Annotated in this window: 22 protein-coding genes; 15 read left to right on the plus strand and 7 right to left on the minus strand. The window is 64.0% G+C overall.

The window, feature by feature from the left end; genetic code table 11:
* Window positions 1-102: 102 nt before the first annotated feature.
* From J9885_RS03980 to rimO, 7 genes are all read right to left on the minus strand, one after another.
* On the minus strand, window positions 103-1842 hold the full coding sequence (locus J9885_RS03980; protein ID WP_210548166.1) for a glycoside hydrolase family 9 protein: 1740 nt from the start codon (window positions 1840-1842) through the stop codon (window positions 103-105).
* 84 nt (window positions 1843-1926) lie between these two features.
* A complete protein-coding gene (locus tag J9885_RS03985; RefSeq protein ID WP_043762010.1) occupies window positions 1927-2925 on the minus strand; it encodes an ABC transporter ATP-binding protein in 999 nt (332 codons plus the stop codon).
* Window positions 2926-2936: 11 nt separating this feature from the next.
* Window positions 2937-3959, minus strand: coding sequence for an ABC transporter ATP-binding protein (locus tag J9885_RS03990; RefSeq protein ID WP_210548167.1), 1023 nt, complete (start codon window positions 3957-3959; stop codon window positions 2937-2939).
* A gap of 106 nt (window positions 3960-4065) precedes the next feature.
* On the minus strand, window positions 4066-4977 hold the full coding sequence (locus J9885_RS03995; protein WP_043762008.1) for an ABC transporter permease: 912 nt from the start codon (window positions 4975-4977) through the stop codon (window positions 4066-4068).
* Window position 4978: 1 nt separating this feature from the next.
* Window positions 4979-5962: an ABC transporter permease gene (locus J9885_RS04000; protein ID WP_043762006.1), complete on the minus strand. Its 984-nt coding sequence runs from the start codon at window positions 5960-5962 to the stop codon at window positions 4979-4981.
* Window positions 5963-6079: 117 nt separating this feature from the next.
* Window positions 6080-7762, minus strand: a complete 1683-nt coding sequence (locus tag J9885_RS04005) for an ABC transporter substrate-binding protein (RefSeq protein WP_210548168.1) — start codon at window positions 7760-7762, stop codon at window positions 6080-6082.
* A 544-nt stretch (window positions 7763-8306) separates the two neighbouring features.
* A complete protein-coding gene (gene rimO, locus J9885_RS04010) occupies window positions 8307-9635 on the minus strand; it encodes a 30S ribosomal protein S12 methylthiotransferase RimO (protein WP_210548169.1) in 1329 nt (442 codons plus the stop codon).
* Window positions 9636-9934: 299 nt separating this feature from the next.
* Here rimO and J9885_RS04015 point away from each other — a divergent pair, with 299 nt between their 5' ends.
* The 15 genes from J9885_RS04015 (at window position 9935) to fliQ (ending at window position 22948) form a co-directional block, all read left to right on the plus strand.
* The gene (locus J9885_RS04015; protein ID WP_210548170.1) at window positions 9935-10711 is read left to right on the plus strand and encodes a hypothetical protein; all 777 of its coding nucleotides are present in this window, start codon (window positions 9935-9937) and stop codon (window positions 10709-10711) included.
* A gap of 148 nt (window positions 10712-10859) precedes the next feature.
* The gene (locus tag J9885_RS04020) at window positions 10860-11246 is read left to right on the plus strand and encodes a hypothetical protein (RefSeq protein WP_043761999.1); all 387 of its coding nucleotides are present in this window, start codon (window positions 10860-10862) and stop codon (window positions 11244-11246) included.
* Window positions 11247-11367: 121 nt separating this feature from the next.
* A complete protein-coding gene (gene fliE / locus J9885_RS04025; protein ID WP_043761998.1) occupies window positions 11368-11685 on the plus strand; it encodes a flagellar hook-basal body complex protein FliE in 318 nt (105 codons plus the stop codon).
* 55 nt (window positions 11686-11740) lie between these two features.
* Entirely contained in the window at window positions 11741-13444 is a 1704-nt protein-coding gene (gene fliF / locus J9885_RS04030; RefSeq protein ID WP_210548171.1) for a flagellar basal-body MS-ring/collar protein FliF, read from the plus strand.
* On the plus strand, window positions 13437-14498 hold the full coding sequence (gene fliG, locus J9885_RS04035; RefSeq protein ID WP_043761994.1) for a flagellar motor switch protein FliG: 1062 nt from the start codon (window positions 13437-13439) through the stop codon (window positions 14496-14498). Before fliF ends, fliG begins: the two co-directional genes overlap by 8 nt.
* A 69-nt stretch (window positions 14499-14567) precedes the next feature.
* Window positions 14568-15371, plus strand: a complete 804-nt coding sequence (fliH, locus tag J9885_RS04040; protein ID WP_210548172.1) for a flagellar assembly protein FliH — start codon at window positions 14568-14570, stop codon at window positions 15369-15371.
* A 59-nt stretch (window positions 15372-15430) separates the two neighbouring features.
* The gene (gene fliI, locus J9885_RS04045) at window positions 15431-16762 is read left to right on the plus strand and encodes a flagellar protein export ATPase FliI (RefSeq protein WP_042076983.1); all 1332 of its coding nucleotides are present in this window, start codon (window positions 15431-15433) and stop codon (window positions 16760-16762) included.
* Between the two features lie 26 nt (window positions 16763-16788).
* Window positions 16789-17229 carry a flagellar export protein FliJ gene (fliJ, locus tag J9885_RS04050; protein WP_210548173.1) on the plus strand — a complete coding sequence of 147 codons (441 nt, stop codon included), beginning with the start codon at window positions 16789-16791 and terminating at the stop codon, window positions 17227-17229.
* A gap of 76 nt (window positions 17230-17305) precedes the next feature.
* Window positions 17306-19450, plus strand: a complete 2145-nt coding sequence (locus J9885_RS04055; RefSeq protein WP_210548174.1) for a flagellar hook-length control protein FliK — start codon at window positions 17306-17308, stop codon at window positions 19448-19450.
* A gap of 57 nt (window positions 19451-19507) precedes the next feature.
* Complete coding sequence (gene fliL / locus J9885_RS04060; protein ID WP_210548175.1) at window positions 19508-20014, plus strand: flagellar basal body-associated protein FliL; 507 nt, start codon at window positions 19508-19510, stop codon at window positions 20012-20014.
* Between the two features lie 10 nt (window positions 20015-20024).
* Window positions 20025-21095, plus strand: a complete 1071-nt coding sequence (gene fliM, locus J9885_RS04065; protein ID WP_043761989.1) for a flagellar motor switch protein FliM — start codon at window positions 20025-20027, stop codon at window positions 21093-21095.
* Between the two features lie 43 nt (window positions 21096-21138).
* Window positions 21139-21534: a flagellar motor switch protein FliN gene (gene fliN, locus J9885_RS04070; RefSeq protein WP_043761987.1), complete on the plus strand. Its 396-nt coding sequence runs from the start codon at window positions 21139-21141 to the stop codon at window positions 21532-21534.
* Window positions 21531-21911: a flagellar biosynthetic protein FliO gene (gene fliO, locus J9885_RS04075; protein WP_043808438.1), complete on the plus strand. Its 381-nt coding sequence runs from the start codon at window positions 21531-21533 to the stop codon at window positions 21909-21911. The genes fliN and fliO overlap by 4 nt, the downstream gene beginning before the upstream one ends.
* The gene (fliP, locus tag J9885_RS04080; protein WP_043761985.1) at window positions 21898-22653 is read left to right on the plus strand and encodes a flagellar type III secretion system pore protein FliP; all 756 of its coding nucleotides are present in this window, start codon (window positions 21898-21900) and stop codon (window positions 22651-22653) included. The genes fliO and fliP overlap by 14 nt, the downstream gene beginning before the upstream one ends.
* Window positions 22654-22678: 25 nt before the next feature.
* Entirely contained in the window at window positions 22679-22948 is a 270-nt protein-coding gene (fliQ, locus tag J9885_RS04085; RefSeq protein ID WP_043761984.1) for a flagellar biosynthesis protein FliQ, read from the plus strand.
* The last annotated feature ends 45 nt before the right edge of the window (window positions 22949-22993 follow it).

The raw sequence follows: 22993 nt of genomic DNA on the forward strand, positions 1-22993 counted from the left end.
TGACCTCCCTGTACGCTCTGCCAGCTGATGGCCAGGGCAAACCAGGCTGGCTGTATGGAGGAGCCACGGCTCTCCCCAGTGCCAGTGATGTTCGAACCGCTTTCAACCATGGTGGCCTCCTTGCGCGCTCTGCCAGCTGATGGCCAGGGCAAACCAGGCGCCGTGGGGGATCCACTGCTCCCCCCAGCGCCAGTTCTGGTCCAGTCGATCCTTGTACTCCTCCGGGATAAAGGCCACATCGGCCTCGTCATCGAAGCCGGCGGTGATGCCGTTGCAGATCCCCCCGAGGGCGTTGGGATAGCCGGCGGTGTAACTCGGGTTGTTGATGCCGTGGCCCGCCAGCATGCAGGCGTTGAAGGGGTTCTGTCCCAGGATCCAGTCGAGCTGGTGCTGGCCGAAGGTGCGCAGCAACCGGCTCTGGTGCGGCAGCTGCGCCGCGGCGGCAAAGGCCATGGCCGCCAGCGACGCCAGCCGGGCGTTCTCCCCCTGCCACCAGTAACCGGACTCGTTGTGATGGGGCATGAAGAAGCTGATGCGAGGCGCTTCATCGACCCCCTTCACATACTGGCGGGCGAGGGCGAAGGGGTTGCCTGCCCGGGCGCACAGCGCCAGCTCGGCGGCCAGGGCCTGCTCCACCACAGTCTGGACGGCGGCCTGGCGGGCCGGATCCGGTTCCACCCCCAGGTATTCGAGCAGCGCCAGCACCGGCAGGCCCGCCTCGGCGGCGTGATAGTAGGGGCGGGAGCCATCGTCATTGGCGACCCAATGGTGGCCGAGTTCGGGGTGGGGGCGCTGGCGGGCGCACAGCTGGCCGGCCCGATCCCGTGCCTCGGCGAGCCACTCGGGGCCCAATGCTTTGGTCAGCTCGACCGCCGCCAGCAGGGCGCAGTAGTCGTCGATGATGTTCTCGACCCCGTCATCCAGATAGGCGAGGTTGTGCTCGCGCAGGTGCAGGTAGCCGCGCCTGGCCGCCTCGGCGTAGTGGCCGGTGTCGACGTCGCCGCCGAGGTTCTCGCGGGCGGCCCGGGCCAGGGCGGCGATGGTCATGCCGCCCCCCTGCCGGAAGCCCGCCTGCCAGCTGGCGGACTTGATCCCCTGCTGGGTGGCGTAGGCGCACAGCTCCCGCTGCTCGGGATCCTTGCTCCACTTGTCGAACAGGGTCATGTAGAAGAAACCGCTCTCGTCCTGCATCCGGCAGAGGAAATCCGCCCCGTGCAACCCCTCGTCATTGAGCCGCTTGCACAGGTTGATGCCGTCGATGTCGCTGCGGGTCGCCAGCAGTTCGCGGCTCTTGAGCAGGGCCCAGACCACCAATGGGGTCTGCTGGGGGTTGAGGTAGTTGGCGTAGGAGAGGTGGCTCAGGTACTTGCTCACATCGCCGCTGGCGTCGAACCAGCCGCCGTGCACATCCCGGCGCCGGTCGGTGCCAACGAGGCGGGCGTTGCGGTCGGCCCGATCGAAGGCACCGCTCGCACGCTGGCCCTTGAAGTAGTGGATGACGTCGGAGAGGCAGCGCTCGGCCAGCAGCCCCCGGCCGATGGCAAAGGGGGCGGAGCGGACGAGGTGCTCGCGCGAGCCGGCCTCTGAGGCGATGCTGATGACGGCCTCGAGCCGGTAGTGGCCTGGCTCCCGGCAGGCGGACAGGTCGGCGCGCCAGTAGGCGCGGCCCTGCCAGCCGTCGACCCGGCCGGCGGGTTGCAGCTGTGCCTCCAGCAGGATCTGGTCGTCCTCCTGGCGCAGCAGCCTGACATGGCCGCAAAGGGGGAGGTCGGGGGCGGTCTGCAGCAGGGCTACCTTCTCCCCGTCGCACTCATAGCCCACCTGGTTGATCAAGAGTTCCATCAAGGCATTACTCCGGTGGCTCACCCGTGGCGAGTGAGACAGATAGCGGGGCGCGGCCGGAGCTGCCTCCGGCCGCTAGCGTGCTCATCCCTGCTCGTGCAGGTAGCAACGCACGAAGTGGTTGTCGGCGAGTCGGGTCACCGGCGGCAGGCTCTCCTTGCAGCGGGGCATGGCCTGGTGGCAGCGCCCGGCGAAGGGGCAGCCGCGGGATTCCGGCGTCCAGAGCGGGATCTCCCCCTTGCGCCCCCCTTCCAGCTCGGTGTGGATGCTCTTCTCGGGGTCGGGTACCGCCGAGATGAGCAGCTGGGTGTAGGGGTGCTGGGGGTGGTGCAGGATCTCGTCCACCTCTCCCCACTCCACCATGTGCCCCACGTACATGACCGCGAGATCTTCCGCCACGTAGCGGGCGGTGGCGATGTCGTGGGTGATGTAGAGCATGGAGACGCCGAGCTCGTTCTTCATCTGCTCCATCAGGTTGAGGATGCCGATGCGAATGGAGACGTCGAGCATGGAGGTGGGTTCGTCCGCCAGCACCACTTCGGCCTCCACCGCCAGGTTGCGGGCGATGTTGACCCGCTGGCGCTGGCCGCCGGAGAGCTGGTGGGGGTACTTGGCCGCCGTCGCCTTGGCGGGGGTCAGCCCCACCTTCTCCAGCAGGCCATAGACCATGTCGGAGAGATCCCGCTTGTCGCTCACCTTGCTGTGCAGCAGCAGGGGGCGGGCGATGTGGTGGTAGATGGTGTGGGTCGGGTTCAATGAACCGAACGGGTCCTGCCACACCATCTGCACGCTCTGGCGATAGTCCAGCAGGGCGGTGCCCTTGTTGAACTCTTCCAGATCCCGGCCACGGTAGAGGATGCGGCCGTTGGAGAGCTTGTACATCTTGGCGATGATCTTGGCGATGGTGCTCTTGCCGGAACCCGATTCCCCCACCACCGCCAGGGCGCGGCCCCGGTGCAGGTTGAAGGTGATGTCGGACAGCGCCCGCATCTTGCCGCTCTTGATGGCGTTGGAGTTGACGGGGAAATCCTTGTAGAGGTGCTGGACCTCGATGATGGGCGCGTCGGTGTGGGCGATTTGCATGACAGACATCCTTAACAGCCAGCGGCCTTGTCCAGATGGATCGGAAGATCCTGTTGTTCCTCTGCTGCCTCATAGAGATGGCAGGCAGCCTGTTGCCCGGGCCGGATTTCGGTCAGGGCGGTGTACTCCTGGCGGCAGCGCTCGTGCACCTTGGCGCAGCGGGCCTGGAAGCGGCAGCCGACCGGCACCTCCAGCAGGTTGAGCGGGGTGCCGGGTATCCCTTCCAGCACGGTCTTCGGGCCGTGCAGGGGCGGGAAGGAGTTGCCAAGCCCCCTGGTGTAGGGATGCAGGGGCGCGGTCAGGATCGCCTTGGCCGGCGCCACCTCCACCAGCTCGCCGGCGTACATGATGCCGATGCGATCGCAGAACTCGACCATGAGCGAGAGGTCGTGGGTGATGAAGAGGATGGAGAAGTTGAACTTCTCTTTCAGCGCATAGACCTTCTGCAGGATCTCCCGCTGCACCACCACGTCCAGCGCCGTGGTGGGCTCGTCCATGATGAGGAGCTCGGGGTTGAGCGCCATGGCGATGGCGATCACCAGTCGCTGGCGCATGCCGCCGGAGAACTGGTGCGGGTAGTCCTTGAGCCGGCTCGGGTGGATGTCGACGATCTCCAGCAGCTCCTTCGCGCGCTTGATGGCCTCGTAGCGGGTCAGCCCCGGGTTGTGGGCCAGCAGCACGTCGCAGAACTGCTCCTCCATGCGCAGCACCGGATTGAGCGCATTCATGGCGGACTGGAACACCACGCTCGCCTGGCGCCAGCGGTAGCTGCGCAGCCGCTCGTCGTCGAAGGAGAGGATGTTCTCCCCCTTGAAGCGGATCTCGCCGCCGCTGATGTAGGCGGGCGGCTTGTGCAGCCTGGCCACCGAGAAGGCGACGGTGGACTTGCCGCAGCCCGACTCGCCGGCGAGGCCGAAGACCTCCCCCGGCATGATGTCAAAACTGACCGAGTTGACGGCGCGCACGTCGCCGTTTTCGGTGATGTAGTCGACGCAGAGATTGCGAACCGACAGCAGGGGTTGTTGCAGGGTCATGCTGTCTTCTCCTGAGCGGTGACTGGTGCAGGGGCGGCGAGCTGCTTCCAGCGGCACAGGCCCTTCTCATGGAGAGTGCGCAGCTGTAACAGGGGTTGTTGCAGGATCATGCTGTCTTCTCCTGAGCGTTGAGCGGGGCAGGGGCACTGAGTTTCTTCCAGCGGTTCAACCCCTTGTGGGAGCGCAGCTGCGGGTTCGCTATCTCGTCGATGGCGAAGTTGAGCATGGCCAGACCCGCGCCCAGGGTGGCGATGGCGAAGCAGGGGGCCAGGATCTCCCACCAGGCGCCCACCAGGATGGCGCTCGAGGTCTGGGCGTTGTAGAGCATGATGCCCCAGCTCACCACGGTCGGGTCGCCAAGACCCAGGAACTCCAGGGTCGCCTCGGTGACGATGGCGTAGATGATGGAGCCGATGAAGCTCACGCCGATGATGGAGATGAGGTTCGGCAGTATCTCCACCAGGATGATGCGCCAGGCCGGCTCACCCAGCACCTCGGCGGCGATGACGAACTCCTTCTCCCGCAGGGCCAGGGTCTGGGCGCGGATGACGCGGGCGCCATAGGCCCAGGAGGTAAATCCGATGATGAGAGCGATCACCATGGGTGACGCCTCCCCGATAAAGCTCGCCAGCACCAGTAGCAAGGGGAGGTTGGGGATCACCAGCACCACGTTCATCAGGAAGGTGAGGCACTCGTCCACCACACCGCCGAAGTAGCCAGCGGTGATGCCCACCGTGATGGCCAGGGCGCACACCAGCAGACCCGCCCCGAAGCCCACCAGCAGGGAGATGCGGGCGCCGTGGGTGAACTGGGACCAGAGATCGTGGCCCATGCGGTTCGACCCCATCACCAGCTCCACGCCGGGGGGCTGGTGGGGGCGGGCCACCCGCTTGGTGGGCTCGTTGCTGGCGAGCAGGGGGGCGAACAGCGCCATCAGCACGAAGGTGACGACGATGGCGAGGCCGAAGGCAGCCTTCTTGTTGCCCAGCAATATCTTGAGAATGGTCGGCATACGCATCTTATTTGCCTCCTGTACGCAGACGGGGATCCAGGAAGACGTAGAGCACGTCGGCCAGGAAGTTGAAGCTGAGCATGGTGATGGTCATGATGAGCAGTTGCCCCTGGATGAGGGGATAGTCACGGGCCAGGATGCCCTGGTAGAGAGTCAGTCCCAGGCCGGGATAGTTGAAGATCACCTCGGTGATGAGGGAGCCGCCGATGACGAAACCGAGTGCCATGGAGAGGGCGGTGACGCTGGGCAGCACGGCGTTGCGGGCGCCGTAGTTGAAGATCACCCGGTTGCTGGAGAGCCCCTTGGCCTTGGCCATGGTGATGTAATCCTCGCCCAGCAGGTTGATCATGTTGTTGCGCATGGTGATGAGGAAGCCCCCCACCTGGACGATGGCCAGGGTGCCCACCGGCATGATGGCGTGCAGCAGGATGCTCTTGATGTGCTCCCAGCCGAAATCGGCCTTTATTTCAGGGCTGTAGGCGTAGCCGATGGGCAGCCAGCCGAGGCTCACCCCGAACAGGAAGAGGGCGAGCAGGGAGACCACCACGGGAGGGATGGCCTGCATCACCAGGGTGAGCGGGGAGAGGATGCTGTCCATGCGCCCGCCCCGGTACCAGGCGGCGAAGATGCCGACGATGGAGCCGATGGAGAAGCTCAGTATGGTGGAGGTACCCACCAGGAACAGGGTCCAGCCGATGGCGCGTCCGAGCACGTCGGCGACCGGTTGGGGGTAGTAGCGCACCGAGGTGCCGAGGTCCCAGGTGAAGACACTCTTCACATAGGCGAGAAACTGGGTGCCGATGGGGCCGTCCACGAAGCCGAAGGTGGCCTTGAGGGCCTCCAGCGCGGCGGGCTCCATCATGGCGCCGGCCCGGGCAAACATGACGGAGACGGGATCCCCCGGCATGGCTCTGGGCAACAGGAAGTTGATGGTGGCGGCCACCAGGAAGGCGACCAGATAGAAGGAGAAGCGTCTAAGTATAAATCCCATGGTGATACCTTTTACTGCAAGCCTGCCCCGCGCCGGGCAAAGCTCCCCCAACCCCGGCGAGTGCGGGGGATGAAAGACATGGCGGGGAAGAGGGCCCCCCGCAGGGGGCCGGGGTGATTAGCTGTTTGGCTTGAGTGACAGCACGTGCAGCAGACGTTCCGGGGTGTCCGGGTGTACCTGCGGCTTGGCGACCGGGTTGTCGGCACTGAACCAGCCATTGAAGCGCTTGGTGCTGTATTCGTACCAGGTCGGGTTGTTGAACACCGGGATGATGGTCTGGTTGGCCCCGACACGCTCCTGGATGGCGAACATGATCTCCTTCTGCTTGGCCGCATCGGCGGTCTGGGTGAAGTCGTCGATAAGCTTGTCGAGCTCGGGATCCTTGTAGCGGGGCGCCGCGAAGCGGTTGCCGCGCTCACCCATGTTGCGGGAGTGGAAGGCGGTCTCGAAGTACTTGTGCGGGTTGGCACCGGCAAAGTACCCCTGCAGGGCGACGTCGAAATCACCGGTGATCAGGGACTCGGTCCAGACGGTGGCTTCTGGGGTGGCGGTCTTGGCATTCAGGCCCAGGGCCTGCAGGCCTTCCACGCCGATCTGGACGGTGTTGACCCAGTCGGTCCAGCCGTTCGGTACCAGCACCTTGAACTCGATCTTCTTGCAGCTCGGGGTGTCGAGGAACTTGTCGCCGTCACAGTCCTTGTAGCCCGCTTCCTTCAGCAGGGCCTTGGCCCCTTCCAGGTCGAACTTGTTGTATTTGCCGTATTTCTTCTCGACGTCCGGGTTGTCCCAGGAGGCGAATGCCTTGCCCAGGCCCGACGGGTACTCGTTGACGGTCGGGTAGCCGTAGCCCGCGATGTCCACCATGGACTGACGGTCCATGGCCATGGAGAAGGCGCGGCGGAAGTTGATGTCGTTGAAGGCCTCGTTGTTGCCCGGGTTCTTGCTCTGGAAGTTGACGTTGAACGCCACTGTGCCGGAGGCGGGGAACCAGTATTTGTTGTTCTTGGGATCGTTGCCGACATAGAGACGCTCGATGTCCGGCACGAAGGAACCGAACCAGTCCACGTCACCCTTCATCACGGCGGCCAGCACCTGATCGTTGGTGGCCATCTGCGGCATGCGCAGGCAGTCGATGGCGAGGTTGGCGTTGTCCCAGTAGTGCGGGTTGCGGCACTGGGTATAGAGCTGGGCGGAGAAGTTGTCCACTTCGGTGAAGGGACCGGTCCCGACCGGCTTGTCGTTGGTGAAGGCAACCGGGTCTTTTACCGACTTCCACTGGTGCTCGGGCACGATGGGCACCAGTACGATGTCGTTCACCACGTTGGTGTTGACGGCGGCCAGATCGAACTTGACCTTGTACTGGCCCAGCTTCTCGACATTCTTCACCTGGGTCCAGATGGAGCGCTCATCCAGCGCCTTGTTGGCCTTGACCAGGTTGAAGGAGAAGAGCACGTCATCGGCGTCGAAGCCTTCGCCGTCAGACCACTTGACCCCTTCACGGAGGTCGAAGGTGACGGATGTCAGATCATCGCTGAACGCGTAGTTGGTGGCCAGGCGATAGACGGGTTTGCCACCCTGCATATCGTTGAAGATCACCAGGGGCTCATAGATGAAGTGACGGGTGGTGTGCAGCAGACCCGCCTGCAGGAAGGGGTTGAAGTTTTTGACCCATGCGGTTTCCTGCTGGGCAACCAGGGTCAGCACCGTCTTGTTGTCGGCGGCCATGGCAGCGCCGGTGGCACCGGCAAGCAGAGTCCCCAGCATGACCGAGGTAGCGATTTTGGATACTTTGGCAAGCATATTTTTTCCTTTCTTATTGGTCTTCCATGGTTTTGGAATGGAGCACCGGATCCCATGCTTGGATACCGGCCCTCAATGTTGGTCAGGTTTTTCACCCTTGTAGTTGTGTCATCCAACGCCCTTAGAAAAGCAGAGTTAACAGGAAAACAACAACTCTTCATTTCGTCGATATCGTAAAAACTCGAGTGTTCTCGTTATTATCGTCAAAATGTATTTTTAATCCTTTTGAATTATACAGTTACATTAATTCTCACGAAGCACAAAGTGACCCTGAATGACGAGGCAAGGGCGATAATGTGAGGTGGATCGTGCACGTTTTTTATCCACATTCGGCGCTTTTTTTTGAGCAGGAAAGAAGGGATATCTGAGACCGGGCGGAACTGTGCGCTGGCTCACGGGTGGGAAGGGGGATGGCGAGCAGGGCCGACGGAAAGGTGCGGGGGCGGTGCGTGAAGAGGCATCACTGACAGGGAGGCGTTTTCCTGCCGGCAATAAAAAAGCCAGTCGGTGTGACCGACTGGCTTTGTGGGGCATGCTGTCGTGATTACGCGATCAGGCTGGCCCAGAGGTCGTACTCGTCGGCCTCGTCGATGCGAACCTTGACCATATCGCCGGGCTTGAGGCCGGTTTCACCGTTCAGGTAGACCAGGCCGTCGATCTCGGGGGCATCGGCGGCGGAGCGACCGGTGGCTCCCTCTTCGTCCACCTCGTCGATCAGCACCAGCATCTCCTTGCCGACCTTGCGGGCGAGCTTGCGGATGGAGACCTGCTGTTGCAGCTCCATGAAGCGCTGGAAGCGCTCCTCCTGCACCTCGGCCGGCACCGGATCCGGCAGTTCGTTGGCCTTGGCGCCCTCGACCGGGCTGTACTTGAAGCAGCCGACCCGATCCAGCTCTGCCTTGTCGATGAAGTCCAGCAGCATCTGGAACTCTTCCTCGGTCTCACCGGGGAAGCCGACGATGAAGGTGGAGCGCAGGGTGATCTCGGGGCAGATCTCGCGCCACTTCTGGATGCGTTCCAGGGTGCGCTCGACGGTGCCGGGGCGCTTCATCAGTTTCAGGATGCGCGGGCTGGCGTGCTGCAGCGGGATGTCGAGGTAAGGCAGTACCTTGCCATCGCGCATCAGCGGGATGACGTCATCCACGTGCGGGTAGGGATAGACGTAGTGCAGGCGCACCCACATGCCGAGCTTGGCCAGCTCCTCGCACAGGGCCACCATGCTGGTCTTGACCGGCATGCCGTCGTAGAAGCCGGTGCGGTGCTTGACGTCGACGCCGTAGGCGGAGGTGTCCTGGGAGATGACCAGGATCTCCTTCACGCCGGCCTCTTTCAGGCGCTTGGCCTCGGCCAGTACCTCGCCGATGGGGCGGCTCACCAGATCCCCGCGCATGGAGGGGATGATGCAGAAGGTGCAGCGGTGGTTGCAGCCTTCGGAAATCTTCAGATAGGCGTAATGACGGGGGGTCAGCTTGACGCCCTGGGCCGGCACCAGGCTGGTGAAGGGGTTGTGGGTCGGCTTCTCCACGTATTTGTGGACGTGGCCGAGCACCTCTTCATAGGCGTGGGGACCGGTGATCTCGAGCACCTTGGGGTGGATCTCGCGGATCTGGTTCTCTTTGGCGCCGAGGCAACCGGTGACGATTACCTTGCCGTTTTCGGCCAGGGCCTCGCCGATCGCTTCCAGCGACTCCTGTACCGCGCTGTCGATGAAGCCGCAGGTGTTGACCACCACCAGCTCCGCATCGTCATAGCTGGGCACCACGTCGTACCCTTCGGTACGCAGCTGGGTCAGGATGCGCTCGGAATCGACCAGGTTTTTGGGGCAACCCAAGGAGACGAATCCTACTTTGGGGGCCTGTTTTGTGTTGGACATCGCTCAATCACTCTTAGGTGGCTCTTATTCAAGGGCGCGGATTTTACCGGAATGGCTAACCAAAAACTATACAACCGGCGCTGGTGGCCCGAACATTATTTACGGCGGGACAGGATGGTCCGGGGGCCGTGCCACGCCAAGGGGAATGGCGGGGCGGATCCCGACCCGCAGAGGGGAGAGGAGCGGCATCGACCCGGCATACGTCACCGATTGACTCTTTTGCCTGCCGTGACCTTGACCGGAAGCCCTGCCAATCTGCTACTGTGACCCTCGACCCATTGTGGACGCTGGAGGAGAGAATGAAGATTCGATTGACTGTGATTGCCGCGGCCCTGGTGCTGGCATCGACCCCGGGCCACGCCGACTGGGCGAAGGTGAAGGAGGCAGCCTCGGAGCTCGGCACCGCGGTGAGCGACACCAGCAAGGAGGCGTGGAAGGACATCACCGATTTTTCCAAGCAGACCTGGGAGTCGGTGTCCAGCTGGGGGGCCGAAACCTACAGCAAGGCCGGCGCCTGGACGGCGGAGAGTGCGGCCACAGGCAAGGAGTGGCTCGACGCCGCGGACAAGAAGCTCGACACCATGCTCGAGCCCAAGACTCCGGACGAGGCCAGAGCCGCGCTCGATACCATGGCCGATACCGCCCTGGTACGGCTGTTCAACGAGCAGCCCTCCGCCAAGTTGCTGTTTGACCAGGCTTATGGCTATGCGGTCTTCGACTCTCGCAAGTTCTCCCTGATGATCCACACCAATCAGGGCTCCGGGGTGGCCGTCAACCGCACGACCGGCAAGCACACCTATATGAAGATGTTCGGTGCCGGCCTCGCGGCCGGGCTCGGCGGCAAGTTCTATCAGCAGGTGATCCTGTTTGAGGACCAGGCCCGCTTCGATGCCTTCGTCAACAAGGGCTGGGAAGCCACCTCCGAAGTGGGGGCCGTGGCCGGCAAGGAGAGCGCCGAGCTCACCGCCAAGTACAATGGCGGCATGGCCATCTACCAGATTGGCGAGAAGGGGCTGTTGCTGGACGCCAATATTTCGGGTTCCAAGTACTGGCTGGACGGGGATCTGAACCCGTGATTGTACAGGCCTTGAGCAGCCGCCGGTTTTTCTTCGAACAGGGTGCGTTGCCGTCTGTTTAAATGGCGTGAATTGCAGTAAAAAGAGGGCCTTCGGCCCTCTTTTTCATGGGCGCAACCAGGTTCGTCAGCAGGACAAGGAAATGGGTATGACACAAGCATCAGCACAGGACGGGGCGGACGCAGTCCAGAGCAGGGAGTGGGACAAGCAGAGCATTTTTCTGCGTCTGCAGGAGGGGATCCCCACGGCCTTCTGGGTCTGGGGGGACCAGATCTCTCCGCTCGAGCCCGACGAGGGGTCGACATACCGGGGCCACTTCGGCTGGGGGCGTGCCGACGAGGCGACCATGGCGCTGGCACAGGCCATCGTCACCCGGCTGGTGGCGGTGGGGCTGGTTCCTCCCGAGCTGGCGGTGAGCCGTGCGGGCTATCTGCATGACGAGGTGCTGGTCAAGCTGCCCGCCGGGGAGCACTACGATCTGCACCTCAGCTATCTCAGACTGCTGCTGGGAGAAGGGGCGGTGCCGCGCCCCTGAGTGACCGGTTCGTCCTCTTCCCTGCGATCACCCTGTGCCCCGATGTGAGGGCACTCTTCCCTAATTGGCATTCTTATTGCTTGGGGAGTGTCAGTGTCAATGATTTGTCTGGGAAGGGAAGATGGAAATAAGCGCAAGCAGCCTGATGCAAGAGATGCAGGCTCTCAGGGTCGAAGCCGGTGCCACGCCGCTGACCCAACCCGGTCGCCAGGTCAGCTCCGACTTTGGCCAGATGTTGCAGCAGGCCCTCGACAACGTCAACGAACTGCAGGGCGCCGCCAACGATCTGCGCACCCGTTTCGATCTGGGTGACAAGTCGGTGGACCTCTCCGAGGTGATGATCGCCGGGCAGAAATCCTCCATCGCCTTCGAGGCGACGGTGCAGGTGCGCAACAAGATGGTCGATGCCTACAAGACCATCATGAACATGCCGGTCTGACCCAGGCTCATGGCGACCGAGCATCATGACGATGTCAGCAACAAGGACATAAACCGTGGCAACTGATCAAAACGGCGATCTGCTGATGAACAACGAGGGGGGCGCCGCCCTCGACGAGCAAGAGCAGAAGAGCTCGGCGCTGGGCTTCCTGTCCAACACCGATGTGCTGCGCCAGATCACCCTGATCCTGGGGTTGACCATCTGCCTCGCCATCGCCGTCTTCATCCTCTTGTGGGGCAAGGAGCCGGAGATGCGTCCCCTCGGCACCTTCAACACCCAGGAGCTGGTCTCCACCCTGGATTACCTCGATCAGCAGAAGATCCCCTACCAGGTGGATGGCAAGAGCGTGCTGGTCAGCGCCGAGAACTATGCGGATATCCGTCTGCGCCTGACCCGTGCCGGTCTGGCCAGCAGCAGTGACGCCAGCAACGACGGCGAGGCCATCCTGCTCAAGGACTCCAGCTTCGGCGTGAGCCAGCGCATGGAGAGCGAGCGCCTCAAACTGAGCCGCGAGCGCCAGCTGGCGAGCGCCATCGAGCAGTTCCAGAATGTGGCCAAGGCCCAGGTGCTGCTGGCCATTCCCAAAGACAACGTGTTCGCCCGCAACGAGCGCAAACCGAGCGCTACCGTGGTGCTGAGCCTCAAGGGCACCGCCCTCGGCCAGGGGGAGGTGGACTCCATCGTCGACATGGTGGCCTCCGCCGTCCACGGTCTGGAGCCGACCCGTGTCACCGTGACCGATCAGAACGGTCGCCTGCTCAACTCCGGCTCCCAGGATCCCCTCTCTGCCCAGACTCGCAAGGAATTTGCGATGCAGCAGAAGCAGGAGCTGGAGTACAAACAAAAAATTGACGCCATCCTGATCCCGGTGCTCGGGGCCGACAACTATACCGCCGAGGTGGATCTCTCCCTCGATTTCTCCCAGCAGGAGCAGACCCGCAAGACCTACAACCCGGACCTGCCCGCCGTGCGCTCCGAGATGACGGTGGAAGAGAACAGCGCCAACGGCAGCAATGGCGGCGTGCCTGGCGCGCTCTCCAACCAGCCTCCTGCCGCCTCCAACATTCCCGAGCAGGCCGCTGGCGGGGAGGGGGGAACCGCCTCTTCCGGCCGCTCCCGCAAGGAGGCGACCCGCAACTTCGAACTGGACACTACCGTCAGCCATATCCGGCGCCAGCAGGGCGGCATTCGCCGCATGACGGTGTCGGTGGCGGTGGACTACAAGGCGGTGCCCGGCGCCGACGGCGCCGTGACCCGTGAGGCCCGCAGCCAGGCCGAGCTCGACACCCTGCGCCGTCTGCTGAGCGGTGGTCTCGGGTTTGACGTGACCCGGGGGGACACCCTGGAGGTGGTCGCCATCCCGTTCAACCGCCCCGAGCTTGAGACCGTGGCCGACATTCCCGTCTACGAGCAGCCCTGGTTCTGGCGCGCGGTGCGCATCGCCGCCTCCGTGCTGGTCATCATAGTGCTCATCGTCACCGTGGTGCGCCCCATGCTCAAGCGCCTGCTCTACCCGGATGCCAAGCCGGAAGGGGAGCTGGACTTCGACAACCACGCCGTGCTGGGTGGCGATGACGAGCTGAGCCTGCTGGCTGCCCAGGCCGAGGCCGAGCCGGTGTTCGGTCTGCGGGATGGCCAGCTCAAGCTGCCGGATCTGCACCGTGACGAGGATCTGCTGAAGGCCGTGCGCGCCCTGGTAGCGAATGAACCTGACCTGGCCGCCCAGGTCATCAAAGAGTGGGTAACCAAAGATGCCTGAAGAGAATAAAAGCCAGGTCACCGGCAACGACATCACCGAAAGCCAGCGCCTGATCCTGGACCAGATGGGTGGCATGGAGATGGCGGCGGTGCTGATGCTGAGCCTCAACGAGGAGGACGCGGCCCAGATCTTCCGTCACCTCGAGCCCAAGCAGGTGCAGCGGCTCGGCATGTCCATGGCCTCCATGTCGGATTTCAGTCACGACAGGGTGGCGGCGGTGCATCGTCAATTTATCGACGACATCCAGAAGTACACCAACATCGGCATCGGCAGCGAAGACTTCGTGCGCAAGGCCCTGGTGGCGGCGCTCGGGGAGGACAAGGCCAGCAACCTGGTGGACCAGATCATCCTGGGATCAGGTGCCCGCGGCCTCGACTCCCTCAAGTGGATGGATGCGCGCCAGGTGGCCAGCATCATCCAGAACGAGCACCCGCAGATCCAGACCATCGTCCTCTCCTACCTGGAACCCGAGCAGTCCGCCGAGATCCTGAGCCAGTTCCCGGAGCAGGTACGCCTGGATCTGGTGATGCGTATCGCCAACCTCGAAGAGGTGCAACCGGCGGCGCTGCAGGAGCTCAACGACATCATGGAGAAACAGTTCGCCGGTGCGGCGGGTGCCCAGGCCGCGAAGATGGGGGGCCTCAAGGCCGCCGCCAACATCATGAACTACCTGGACACCAACATCGAAGGCCAGCTGATGGACTCCATCCGCGAGTCGGACGAGGAGATGAGCCAGCAGATCCAGGATCTGATGTTCGTGTTCGAGAACCTCATCGACGTGGACGACCGTGGCATCCAGACCCTGCTGCGGGAAGTGCCCGGCGATCTGCTGCAACGCGCCCTCAAGGGTTCGGACGACCAGATGCGGGAAAAAGTCTTCAAGAACATGTCCAAGCGGGCCGCCGAGATGCTGGCGGACGATCTGGAGGCTATGGGCCCGATCCGGGTCTCCGAAGTGGAAGCCGCCCAGAAGGAGATCCTCTCCACCGCGCGCCGTCTGGCGGATGCGGGTGAGATCATGCTGGGTTCCGGCGGTGGCGAAGAGTTCCTCTAAGCCCAGGGCCATAAATGTGCGATGATACCGGCCCCTGCATCCGGCTCTCGATAGGAGTGTCTTCAGCCCATGAATAACAAGAACAACAAGCTGCGCGGTTATCTCAGACCCGAGGATGACGAGGCCAGGGTCGAGGCCTGGGGCTGGCCCGAGATGGAGACCGAGAGCGAGATCGAGAGCAATGCCCTGGGGCTCTCCCCCGACTGGTATCGCCAGGAGCAGGTGCAAGAGGCGCCGCCGGAGGAGCCGGTGGAAGAGCCCGCCCCCAGCATCACCGCCGAGGAGCTGGAGGCGATCCGCCAGGCCGCCTGGGAGGAGGGGATGCGCGAGGGGCGCGAAGCTGGCTTCGCCAAGGGGCTCGAGGAGGGCAAGCTGGAAGGCTTGCAACAGGGCCATCAGGCGGGCCTGGAGCAGGGTCGGGAAGAGGGGCTCGCCATGGGCCGCGACCAGGTGGAGCAGGAGGTGGCCCGCTGGCAAACACTCGCCTCCCGCCTCGCCACGCCGCTCAGCGAGCTGGATGACGCGGTGGAGCAGCAGCTCATCACCCTGGTGCAGCAGCTCGCCCGTGCCCTTATCCGCCACGAGGCCGAGACCTCGCCCCGGTTGCTGCTTGAAGCGCTCAAGCAGGGGCTGGCCCTGCTGCCTGCCGCCGAGCAGGGGGTCACCCTGATGCTGCACCCGGAGGATCTGGCCCGGATTGAGGAGGCCTTTGGCGCCGAAGAGTGCGCCAAGAGGCACTGGCGGCTGCAGAGCGATCCCACCCTCTCCCCCGGGGATCTGCAACTGGCCACCGAGCTTTCCAGCATCGATCTCGTCCTCTCCGGGCGCATCGATCAATTGCTGCGCAATTTCTTGCGCGACAACGCGAGCTGAGCCGTGACCTGGTGTTTTAACCCGCACGGCCTCTCCCCATCTCGCCCTTCGGAGGCAACATGACCGCATCCCTGCTCAACCGGCTGCAAGGCTACCGGGTGCGCGATCAGGCCCCCATACCGCCGGTGGCGGGCAAGCTCACCCGGGTGGTGGGGCTGACCCTGGAAGCCATCGGCTGCCGCGCCGCCATCGGTTCCCTGTGCCGCATCGACACCCAGGATGGGGCCCTGGAGGCCGAGGTGGTGGGCTTCTCCGGCGATCGCCTGTTCCTGATGCCGAGCGAACAGCTCAAGGGGGTCATTCCCGGCGCCCGCGTGGTGCCCGTCACCGAGGATCACGGCATCCCGGTGGGCATGAACCTGCTCGGGCGCGTCATCGACGGCATCGGCCAGCCCCTGGACGGCATGGGCCCCATCATCTCCTCCCAGACGGTGCAGTTCGCCCAGCACCGCATCAATCCGCTGGCCCGCCGCCCCATCCATCAACCCATGGACGTGGGGGTGCGCGCCATCAACGCCGTGCTCACCGTGGGCCAGGGTCAGCGGATGGGGCTGTTCGCCGGCTCCGGCGTCGGCAAGTCCGTGCTGCTCGGCATGATGACCCGGGGCTCGGTGGCGGACGTGGTGGTGGTGGGCCTCATCGGCGAGCGGGGCCGGGAGGTGAAGGAGTTCATCGAGGAGATCCTGGGTGCCGAGGGGCGCGAGCGTGCCGTGGTGGTGGCGGCCCCCGCCGATGCCTCGCCGCTGATGCGGCTCAAGGGGTGCGAGACGGCGCTCGCCATCGCAGAATACTTCCGGGATCAGGGGCTCAACGTGCTGCTGCTGATGGACTCCCTCACCCGCTACGCCCAGGCCCAGCGCGAAATCGCCCTGGCGGTGGGGGAGCCGCCGGCTACCAAGGGCTACCCGCCCTCGGTGTTTGCCAAATTGCCGGCACTGGTGGAGCGGGCCGGCAACGGCAGCGATGGTCAGGGCTCCATCACGGCGTTTTTCACCGTGCTGACGGAGGGGGACGATCTGCAGGATCCCATCGCCGATGCGGCGCGGGCCATCCTCGACGGCCACATCGTGCTGGCGCGGGAGCTGGCGGATGCGGGCCACTACCCGGCCATCGACATCGAGAAGTCCATCAGCCGGGTCATGCCCATGGTGACCTCCCCCGAGCACATGGAGCTGGCGCGCACCTTCAAGCAGTTCTACTCCCTCTACCAGCAGAACCGGGATCTCATCACCATAGGCGCCTACAGCCAGGGATCGGACCCCCGCATCGACCGGGCCATCATCCAGAAACCCTATCTGGATCAGTTCTTGCAGCAGAAGATGCGCGAGGTCATTCCCTACGACGAAGGCCTGCAATCCCTGCACATGGTCGCCATGCCATTGATGCGTTGAGCCGATAATGCCGCTGGAGTGCCGAGATGAGTAAAGGATTGGAGTTGCTGGCGACCCGATTGGTGGAGGCCGAGAATCAGGCCGCCATGGCGCTGGCCAAGGCGCAGCAGGACTTGAAGCTGTTTATGGAGCAGCAAGAGGCGCTGAATCAGTACCGCCAGATCTATCACCAGCAGTGGACCGACCGCGGTCTGCAAGGGATCAGCCCCCAGCAGAACAGCCAGTATCACGCCTTCATCAACAAGCTCGAGAATGCGGCCACCCAGCAGTACCAGGGGGTGCTTCAGGTGCGCGAGGCGCTGGCCCAGTGTCGCACCCAGTGGCTTGAGGCCCAGCAGCGGCGCAAGGCGGTGGAGCTGCTGCTGGAGAAGAAGGCGGATAAGGTGCGCCAGAAGGCTCAGCGTCAGGAGCAGAAGATGCTGGACGATTACACCATCCAGCGTCGTTACCACCAATCTGGCCTGTAATTTGCTTTCTATAGCCTGAACGAGCGGGGCCGACCCCTCGCACGGTCATCACCGAATCGTCGCCAGGGACCCCAGCATGATACAGACCCAGTTGATTAAAACGCCCGCTCAGGTGCTTTCCAGCGACAGCAGTGCGTCCTCGGCGCTTCCCATCGGGGGAGTTGAGGGGGGTCAGCTGCCGGTCGATGGCAAGGTTGCCTTCTCGGACGCCATGGTCAGGGCCCAGCTGATGGGCAAGGCCCCCGCCAGTCAGGCCGCTCTGGCTCCTCGGGTGAGTGACGACATCCCGCAGACGAACGACGCCGATGCCAAATCTTTGGCGTCTGGCGAGCTGGCTGGGGAGGAGACCCAAGCCGCCAAGGCCTCAGGTGACGAGCCGGGTCTGCCCCCCGACGATTTTCTTCAGCAGTTGCAGGCCTCCCTGCGTCAGGACGTGAGCCTGGTGCACCCCGCCGTGCCTCCTTCGCCTCAGGGAGAGAGTGCGCCCGTCGACGGCAATGACTTGCCGCCCGAGTCGCAGCCGCTGGTCGAGTCCCGTGCCCTGTCCGGGCCCGGTGCCGAAGGCAAGGGCGTTACCGCACAGCCTGCACCGATGCCGCCGGGCGGCCCCGTGCCGGGCAGCACAGGACTGACCGGGCTGGCACAAACCGGCCTGGTACAAACAGATCTGGCACAGACCGGGGCGACAGCCCATGGCCCGCTGCAGAGCGGTCTGGCCCAGGGCGACGTGACACAAAGCAACCTTGCCAGAGACGCCCTGGCCCAGACCGGATTGGCAAAGGCTGAGCTAGCACCAGCAGCGGACGGCGAGACGACGCAAACCGCGATGCGCGGCGATGTCCAGGGCGTGGATAAATCTGCTGCGGCCGAGGCTGGTGCAAGCAAGGGGGGACAAGGGGCCCAGGCAGACGCCCTTGTGGCGAGCGACGCAGAGCCCGGATCCGCGGCTCCCGACCAGGTTGCAGAGAAAGGCACAGACAAGGGAACAGAGAAGGGTACAGAGAAGGCCGCCGACACTGGCGCCACACGGGCCAAGACCGAGGGGCCATCCCCCCTGTCCGGCGTGGAGCGGGCGGCTTTGCTATCAAAAGTGATCCCGAGCCCGGAGGCCGCTGCTGACAAGGGTACCGGCACCACGGTACAGCTCGAAGCCCCAACGGCGCAGGCCGGTGCGGCCAGGTCCTTCGGCGAGGGGCTGGTCAAGGTTGGCCTGGACAGCCAGGTGGCAGCCCAGGGTGACGCGCCCAATGCCGCAGGGAATCAGCCCCGTGAGGCCAGCACCCGGGACGGGCTGACGGGCACGACCGGGGACGGCAAGCCCGGCTCGGCTCAGGACACACCGGAGAGCAAGCCGGTGCAGGCAGTCAGGCTCGAACAGAATACGACCAAGCCGGAACAGAATACGGCTCAGGCCGGCAGCCCCAGCCCGGCCGCCACCCCCGTGAGCACCCCGGAGCCGACGCTGGCGGCGCCGCAACAGATCCTGGCCCGCCAGGAGTCCCAGGGGCCCCAGGCCTCCCTGACGGCCTTGTCGGCCGGCATCCAGCAGATGGAGTCGGCCCCCGCGATGGTCAAGGTTGCCGCCGAGTTCAAGAAGAGCGATATGAAGGGGTCCCTGGACGACGTGGGCAAGCCTGGCGGGGTTGAGACCAAGGGGGCGGGACAGACCGACGCCACGGCCTCCCTGCAGCCTGCCCAGACGGCGGCTGGCGAGAGCAAGCCCGCGGCCGAGCTCGCCGCACGGCGAGAGCCCCAGAGCCTGCCGCACCTCAAGCTGGCCACGCCGGAGGCACCGGTCCAGCTGCACCAGAAGGTGAATCTGATGCTGACGGACCAGCTGCAACAGGCGGAGATCCAGCTCGATCCCCTGGGGCTTGGCAAGATGAAGATCCAGATCCAGCTCGACGCCTCCAGCCAGGCCAGCGTCCACTTCGTGGTGCAGCATGGCCAGACCCGGGAGATGCTGGAGCAGGCCATGCCGAGACTGCGTGACATGCTGGCGGGGCAGGGGATCCAGCTCGGTCAGACGCTGGTGCAACAACAACCGCAACAGCAGTCGCAGCAACAGGCACAGCAGCAGGGGCAGTCAGCCTTCGGCGGTCAGGGACAGCAGAGGGGCGGTTTCAATGGCGGCCAGTCACAGGAAGGGGAAGGGACGGCCCGCAGCCTCAGCCTGCTGGTGGAATCGGCAAACGATGCCGGGATCGATTTCTATGCTTGATGCATTCATAAGTAAGTTTATGATACCGAACAAGTTTAAGACTAGGGTGGACAAGGGATGGCAGACGATAACGAGCTGACGCTGAAAGACCCCGCGGCGGCCAAGAAAAAGAAGTTGATCATGATAGTCGCCCTGGTCGTCCTGCTGCTGGGTGGCGGCGGGGCGGGGGCCTGGTTCATGTTCGCCGGCTCGGATGCGCCAGCGGCCGAGGAGGCCGAGGCCAAGCCTGAGGCCAACACGCCCAAGCCCTCGCTCTATGTGGGCATGCCGCGTCCCTTCGTGTTCAATGTGGCGGGGGGGCAGCGGGATCGGCTGGTGCAGATCAAGATCCAGTTGCTGGTGCGGGGCAGCGCCGACGAGACCCTGGCCAAACAGAATATTCCCCTGATTGAAGGCACTCTGCTGCGGGTCTTCAGCGCGGCGACCGCCGAGCAGCTGATGACCTTCGAGGGCAAGGAGAAGCTGCGTCAGGATTCGCTGGAGGAGTGCCGTCGGGTTCTCAATGACCTGGTCTCTTCCCCCGTAATCGAACAAGTGCTGTTTACCGGCTTTGTCATGCAATAAAAGGTGAAGCGTGAGCGATCTGTTAAGTCAGGACGAGATTGATGCCCTGCTGCACGGTGTCGATGATGTCGAAGAGGAGGAGTTGGGGGCGGCCGGGGATCCCGGTATCACCCAGTTTGACTTCTCCTCCCAGGACCGCATCGTCCGCGGCCGCATGCCGACCCTGGAGCTGGTGAACGAACGGTTTGCCCGTCACATGCGCATCAGCCTGTTCAACATGATGCGGCGCACCGCCGAGGTGTCGATCAACGGCGTGCAGATGCTGAAATTCGGCGAATACGTCCACACCCTGTTCGTGCCGACCAGCCTGAACATGGTGCGCTTCCGTCCCCTCAAGGGCACGGCACTCATCACCATGGAGGCCCGCCTGGTCTTCATCCTGGTGGAGAACTTCTTCGGTGGCGACGGCCGCTACCACGCCAAGATCGAGGGGCGCGAGTTCACCCCCACCGAGCGGCGCATCATCCAGATGCTGCTCAAGCTGGTGTTCGAGGACTACAAGGATGCCTGGGCCCCGGTGATGGACGTGGGCTTCGAGTACCTCGACTCCGAGGTGAACCCGGCCATGGCGAACATCGTCAGCCCCACCGAGGTCATCGTGGTAAGCTCCTTCCACATCGAGCTGGACGGCGGCGGCGGCGACTTCCACGTGGCCATGCCCTACTCCATGCTGGAGCCCATCCGCGAGCTGCTGGATGCCGGTGTCCAGAGCGACAAGGGGGACACCGACGTGCGCTGGAGCAAGGCCCTGCGCGACGAGATCATGGACGTCAAGGTGGAGCTCAAGGCCAAGCTGCTGGAGACCGAGCTCTCCTTGCGGGAGCTGATGGAGCTCAGACCCGGCGACATCATCCCGGTGGAGATGCCGGAGAATCTGCTGGTCTTTGTGGAGGATCTGCCCACCTTCCACGCCAAGATGGGGCGGACCAAGGAGAACGTGGCGCTCAAGATCACCGACAAAATCAAACGCCCTGACGGGGTCAAGACAGAGATGCATCTGGTGACCCGGGGGGGCGTGCGCATCGATGGCGAAGCCGAGCTGGAAGAGCTCGAGCGCAGCATCGCAGACAGACACCCCTGATTGACCCTCCCTGCGGGGAGCTTGCAACACTGAGGAATTGAAGATGAGCGACACCGATGACGAGCAGGATCTGATGGCTGACGCCTGGGCGGCCGCGCTGGAGGAACAGGTCACGGCCGAAGCCAGACCCGCCCCCCTGGAGGAGCTCAAGGACGAATCCCCCATCAGCGCCGAAGAGCGGCGCAAGCTGGACACCATTCTGGACATCCCGGTGACCATCGCCATGGAAGTGGGGCGCAGCCAGATCAGCATCCGCAACCTGCTGCAGCTGAACCAGGGTTCCGTCGTGGAGCTGGACAGGGTAGCGGGCGAGCCCCTGGACGTGCTGGTCAACGGCACCCTGATCGCCCACGGCGAGGTGGTGGTGGTGAACGACAAGTTCGGCATCCGTCTGACCGACGTGATCAGTCAAATCGAAAGGATCAAGAAGCTCAAATGATCCGCGCGCTCTCGTTGTGGCTGTTCACCCTGCCCGTGCTGGCCAACCCGGGGGCGGCCAATCCCCCCAGCATCACCTCCTGGCTGCTCTCCAGCCTGATGGTCATCGGCCTCATCCTGGTGCTGGGCTTCCTGCTCAAGAAGAGCAAGCTCACCCAGGTGATGGGGGGCGGCCAGATGAAGGTCATCGCCACCCTGCCGCTCGGTTACAAGGAGAAGCTGATGGTGGTCAAGGTGGGCGGTCAGCAGCTGCTCGTCGGGGTGACGCCGCAGCAGGTCAACTTCCTCTATCGCCTGGAGGAGCCGCTGGACGAGAGCCAGCCCCAGGCGTTCTCCCAGCAGCTCGGCAAATTGATGGGCAAGCATGAAAAAAGTTAACTGGATAGGGGGCCTGGGCCTGCTCGCCATGGTGCTCTCGCCCCTGGCGATGGCCCAGGACGGCATGTCGGCGGTCACCGTCAAGACCATGGCGGACGGCAGTCAGGAGTACAGCCTGACCCTGCAGGTGCTGGCGCTCATGACCGCGCTCTCCTTCCTGCCGGCCATGGTCATCATGATGACCTCCTTCACCCGGATCATCGTGGTGCTCGGCATCCTGCGCCAGGCCATCGGCCTGCAGCAGAGCCCCTCCAACCAGGTGCTGATCGGCATCGCCCTCTTCATGTCGTTTTTCATCATGTCCCCGGTGCTGGATCGCATCAACAACGAGGCGCTGCAACCCTATCTGGCCGAGACCATAGGGGCCAAGGAGGCGCTGGAGAAGGCCGAACTGCCCATCCACCAGTTCATGCTGGCCCAGACCCGGGTCAAGGATCTCAACACCTTCATGGAGATTGCCAACGTCCAGGTGGCAACCCCGGAGGAGGTGCCCCTGCGGGTGCTGATCCCGGCTTTCGTGACGAGCGAGCTCAAGACCGCCTTCCAGATAGGCTTCATGCTGTTCCTGCCCTTCCTGGTCATCGACCTGGTGGTGGCGAGTATCCTGATGGCCATGGGGATGATGATGCTCTCCCCGATGCTGGTCTCCCTGCCGTTCAAGCTGATGCTGTTCGTCATGGTGGACGGCTGGAACCTGATCCTGGGGTCGCTCGCCAACAGCTTCGGGCTGGGCACAGGCTAGCCAGCCAATAGAGAGGAGCCGATAGATGAGCCCTGAAACCTTTGTCGACGTCTTTCGCGAGGCGCTCTGGCTGGTGACCATCATGGTGTGCGCCGTGATCCTGCCGAGCCTGATGGTGGGCCTCATCGTCGCCATCTTCCAGGCCGCCACCTCCATCAACGAGCAGACCCTGAGCTTCCTGCCCCGTCTCGTGGTCACCCTGCTGGCCCTGGGGGCCGGTGCCCACTGGGGGCTGCAGAGCCTGATGGACTTCTTCCAGCTGATGGTCAGCCAGATCCCCGAGGTCGTCGGCTGATGCCTGCCAAGGGGAGCCTGCTCCCCCGCGCTACCGTGGGCGGGG

The sequence above is a fragment of the Aeromonas sp. SrichE-2G genome (assembly GCF_017939565.1).
Lineage (GTDB): Bacteria > Pseudomonadota > Gammaproteobacteria > Enterobacterales > Aeromonadaceae > Aeromonas > Aeromonas taiwanensis.

Coding starts and splice junctions, on each gene's coding strand:
- J9885_RS03990 (WP_210548167.1), bottom strand. CDS start 3,959: ATGACCCTGCAACAACCCCTGCTGTCGGTTCGCAATCTCTGCGTCGAC.
- fliL (WP_210548175.1), top strand. CDS start 19,508: ATGGCAGACGATAACGAGCTGACGCTGAAAGACCCCGCGGCGGCCAAG.
- fliO (WP_043808438.1), top strand. CDS start 21,531: ATGATCCGCGCGCTCTCGTTGTGGCTGTTCACCCTGCCCGTGCTGGCC.
- rimO (WP_210548169.1), bottom strand. CDS start 9,635: ATGTCCAACACAAAACAGGCCCCCAAAGTAGGATTCGTCTCCTTGGGT.
- fliH (WP_210548172.1), top strand. CDS start 14,568: ATGAATAACAAGAACAACAAGCTGCGCGGTTATCTCAGACCCGAGGAT.
- fliE (WP_043761998.1), top strand. CDS start 11,368: ATGGAAATAAGCGCAAGCAGCCTGATGCAAGAGATGCAGGCTCTCAGG.
- J9885_RS03995 (WP_043762008.1), bottom strand. CDS start 4,977: ATGCGTATGCCGACCATTCTCAAGATATTGCTGGGCAACAAGAAGGCT.
- fliP (WP_043761985.1), top strand. CDS start 21,898: ATGAAAAAAGTTAACTGGATAGGGGGCCTGGGCCTGCTCGCCATGGTG.
- J9885_RS04055 (WP_210548174.1), top strand. CDS start 17,306: ATGATACAGACCCAGTTGATTAAAACGCCCGCTCAGGTGCTTTCCAGC.
- fliQ (WP_043761984.1), top strand. CDS start 22,679: ATGAGCCCTGAAACCTTTGTCGACGTCTTTCGCGAGGCGCTCTGGCTG.
- J9885_RS04020 (WP_043761999.1), top strand. CDS start 10,860: ATGACACAAGCATCAGCACAGGACGGGGCGGACGCAGTCCAGAGCAGG.
- fliN (WP_043761987.1), top strand. CDS start 21,139: ATGAGCGACACCGATGACGAGCAGGATCTGATGGCTGACGCCTGGGCG.
- fliI (WP_042076983.1), top strand. CDS start 15,431: ATGACCGCATCCCTGCTCAACCGGCTGCAAGGCTACCGGGTGCGCGAT.
- J9885_RS03985 (WP_043762010.1), bottom strand. CDS start 2,925: ATGCAAATCGCCCACACCGACGCGCCCATCATCGAGGTCCAGCACCTC.
- fliG (WP_043761994.1), top strand. CDS start 13,437: ATGCCTGAAGAGAATAAAAGCCAGGTCACCGGCAACGACATCACCGAA.
- J9885_RS04005 (WP_210548168.1), bottom strand. CDS start 7,762: ATGCTTGCCAAAGTATCCAAAATCGCTACCTCGGTCATGCTGGGGACT.
- J9885_RS03980 (WP_210548166.1), bottom strand. CDS start 1,842: ATGGAACTCTTGATCAACCAGGTGGGCTATGAGTGCGACGGGGAGAAG.
- J9885_RS04000 (WP_043762006.1), bottom strand. CDS start 5,962: ATGGGATTTATACTTAGACGCTTCTCCTTCTATCTGGTCGCCTTCCTG.
- J9885_RS04015 (WP_210548170.1), top strand. CDS start 9,935: ATGAAGATTCGATTGACTGTGATTGCCGCGGCCCTGGTGCTGGCATCG.
- fliJ (WP_210548173.1), top strand. CDS start 16,789: ATGAGTAAAGGATTGGAGTTGCTGGCGACCCGATTGGTGGAGGCCGAG.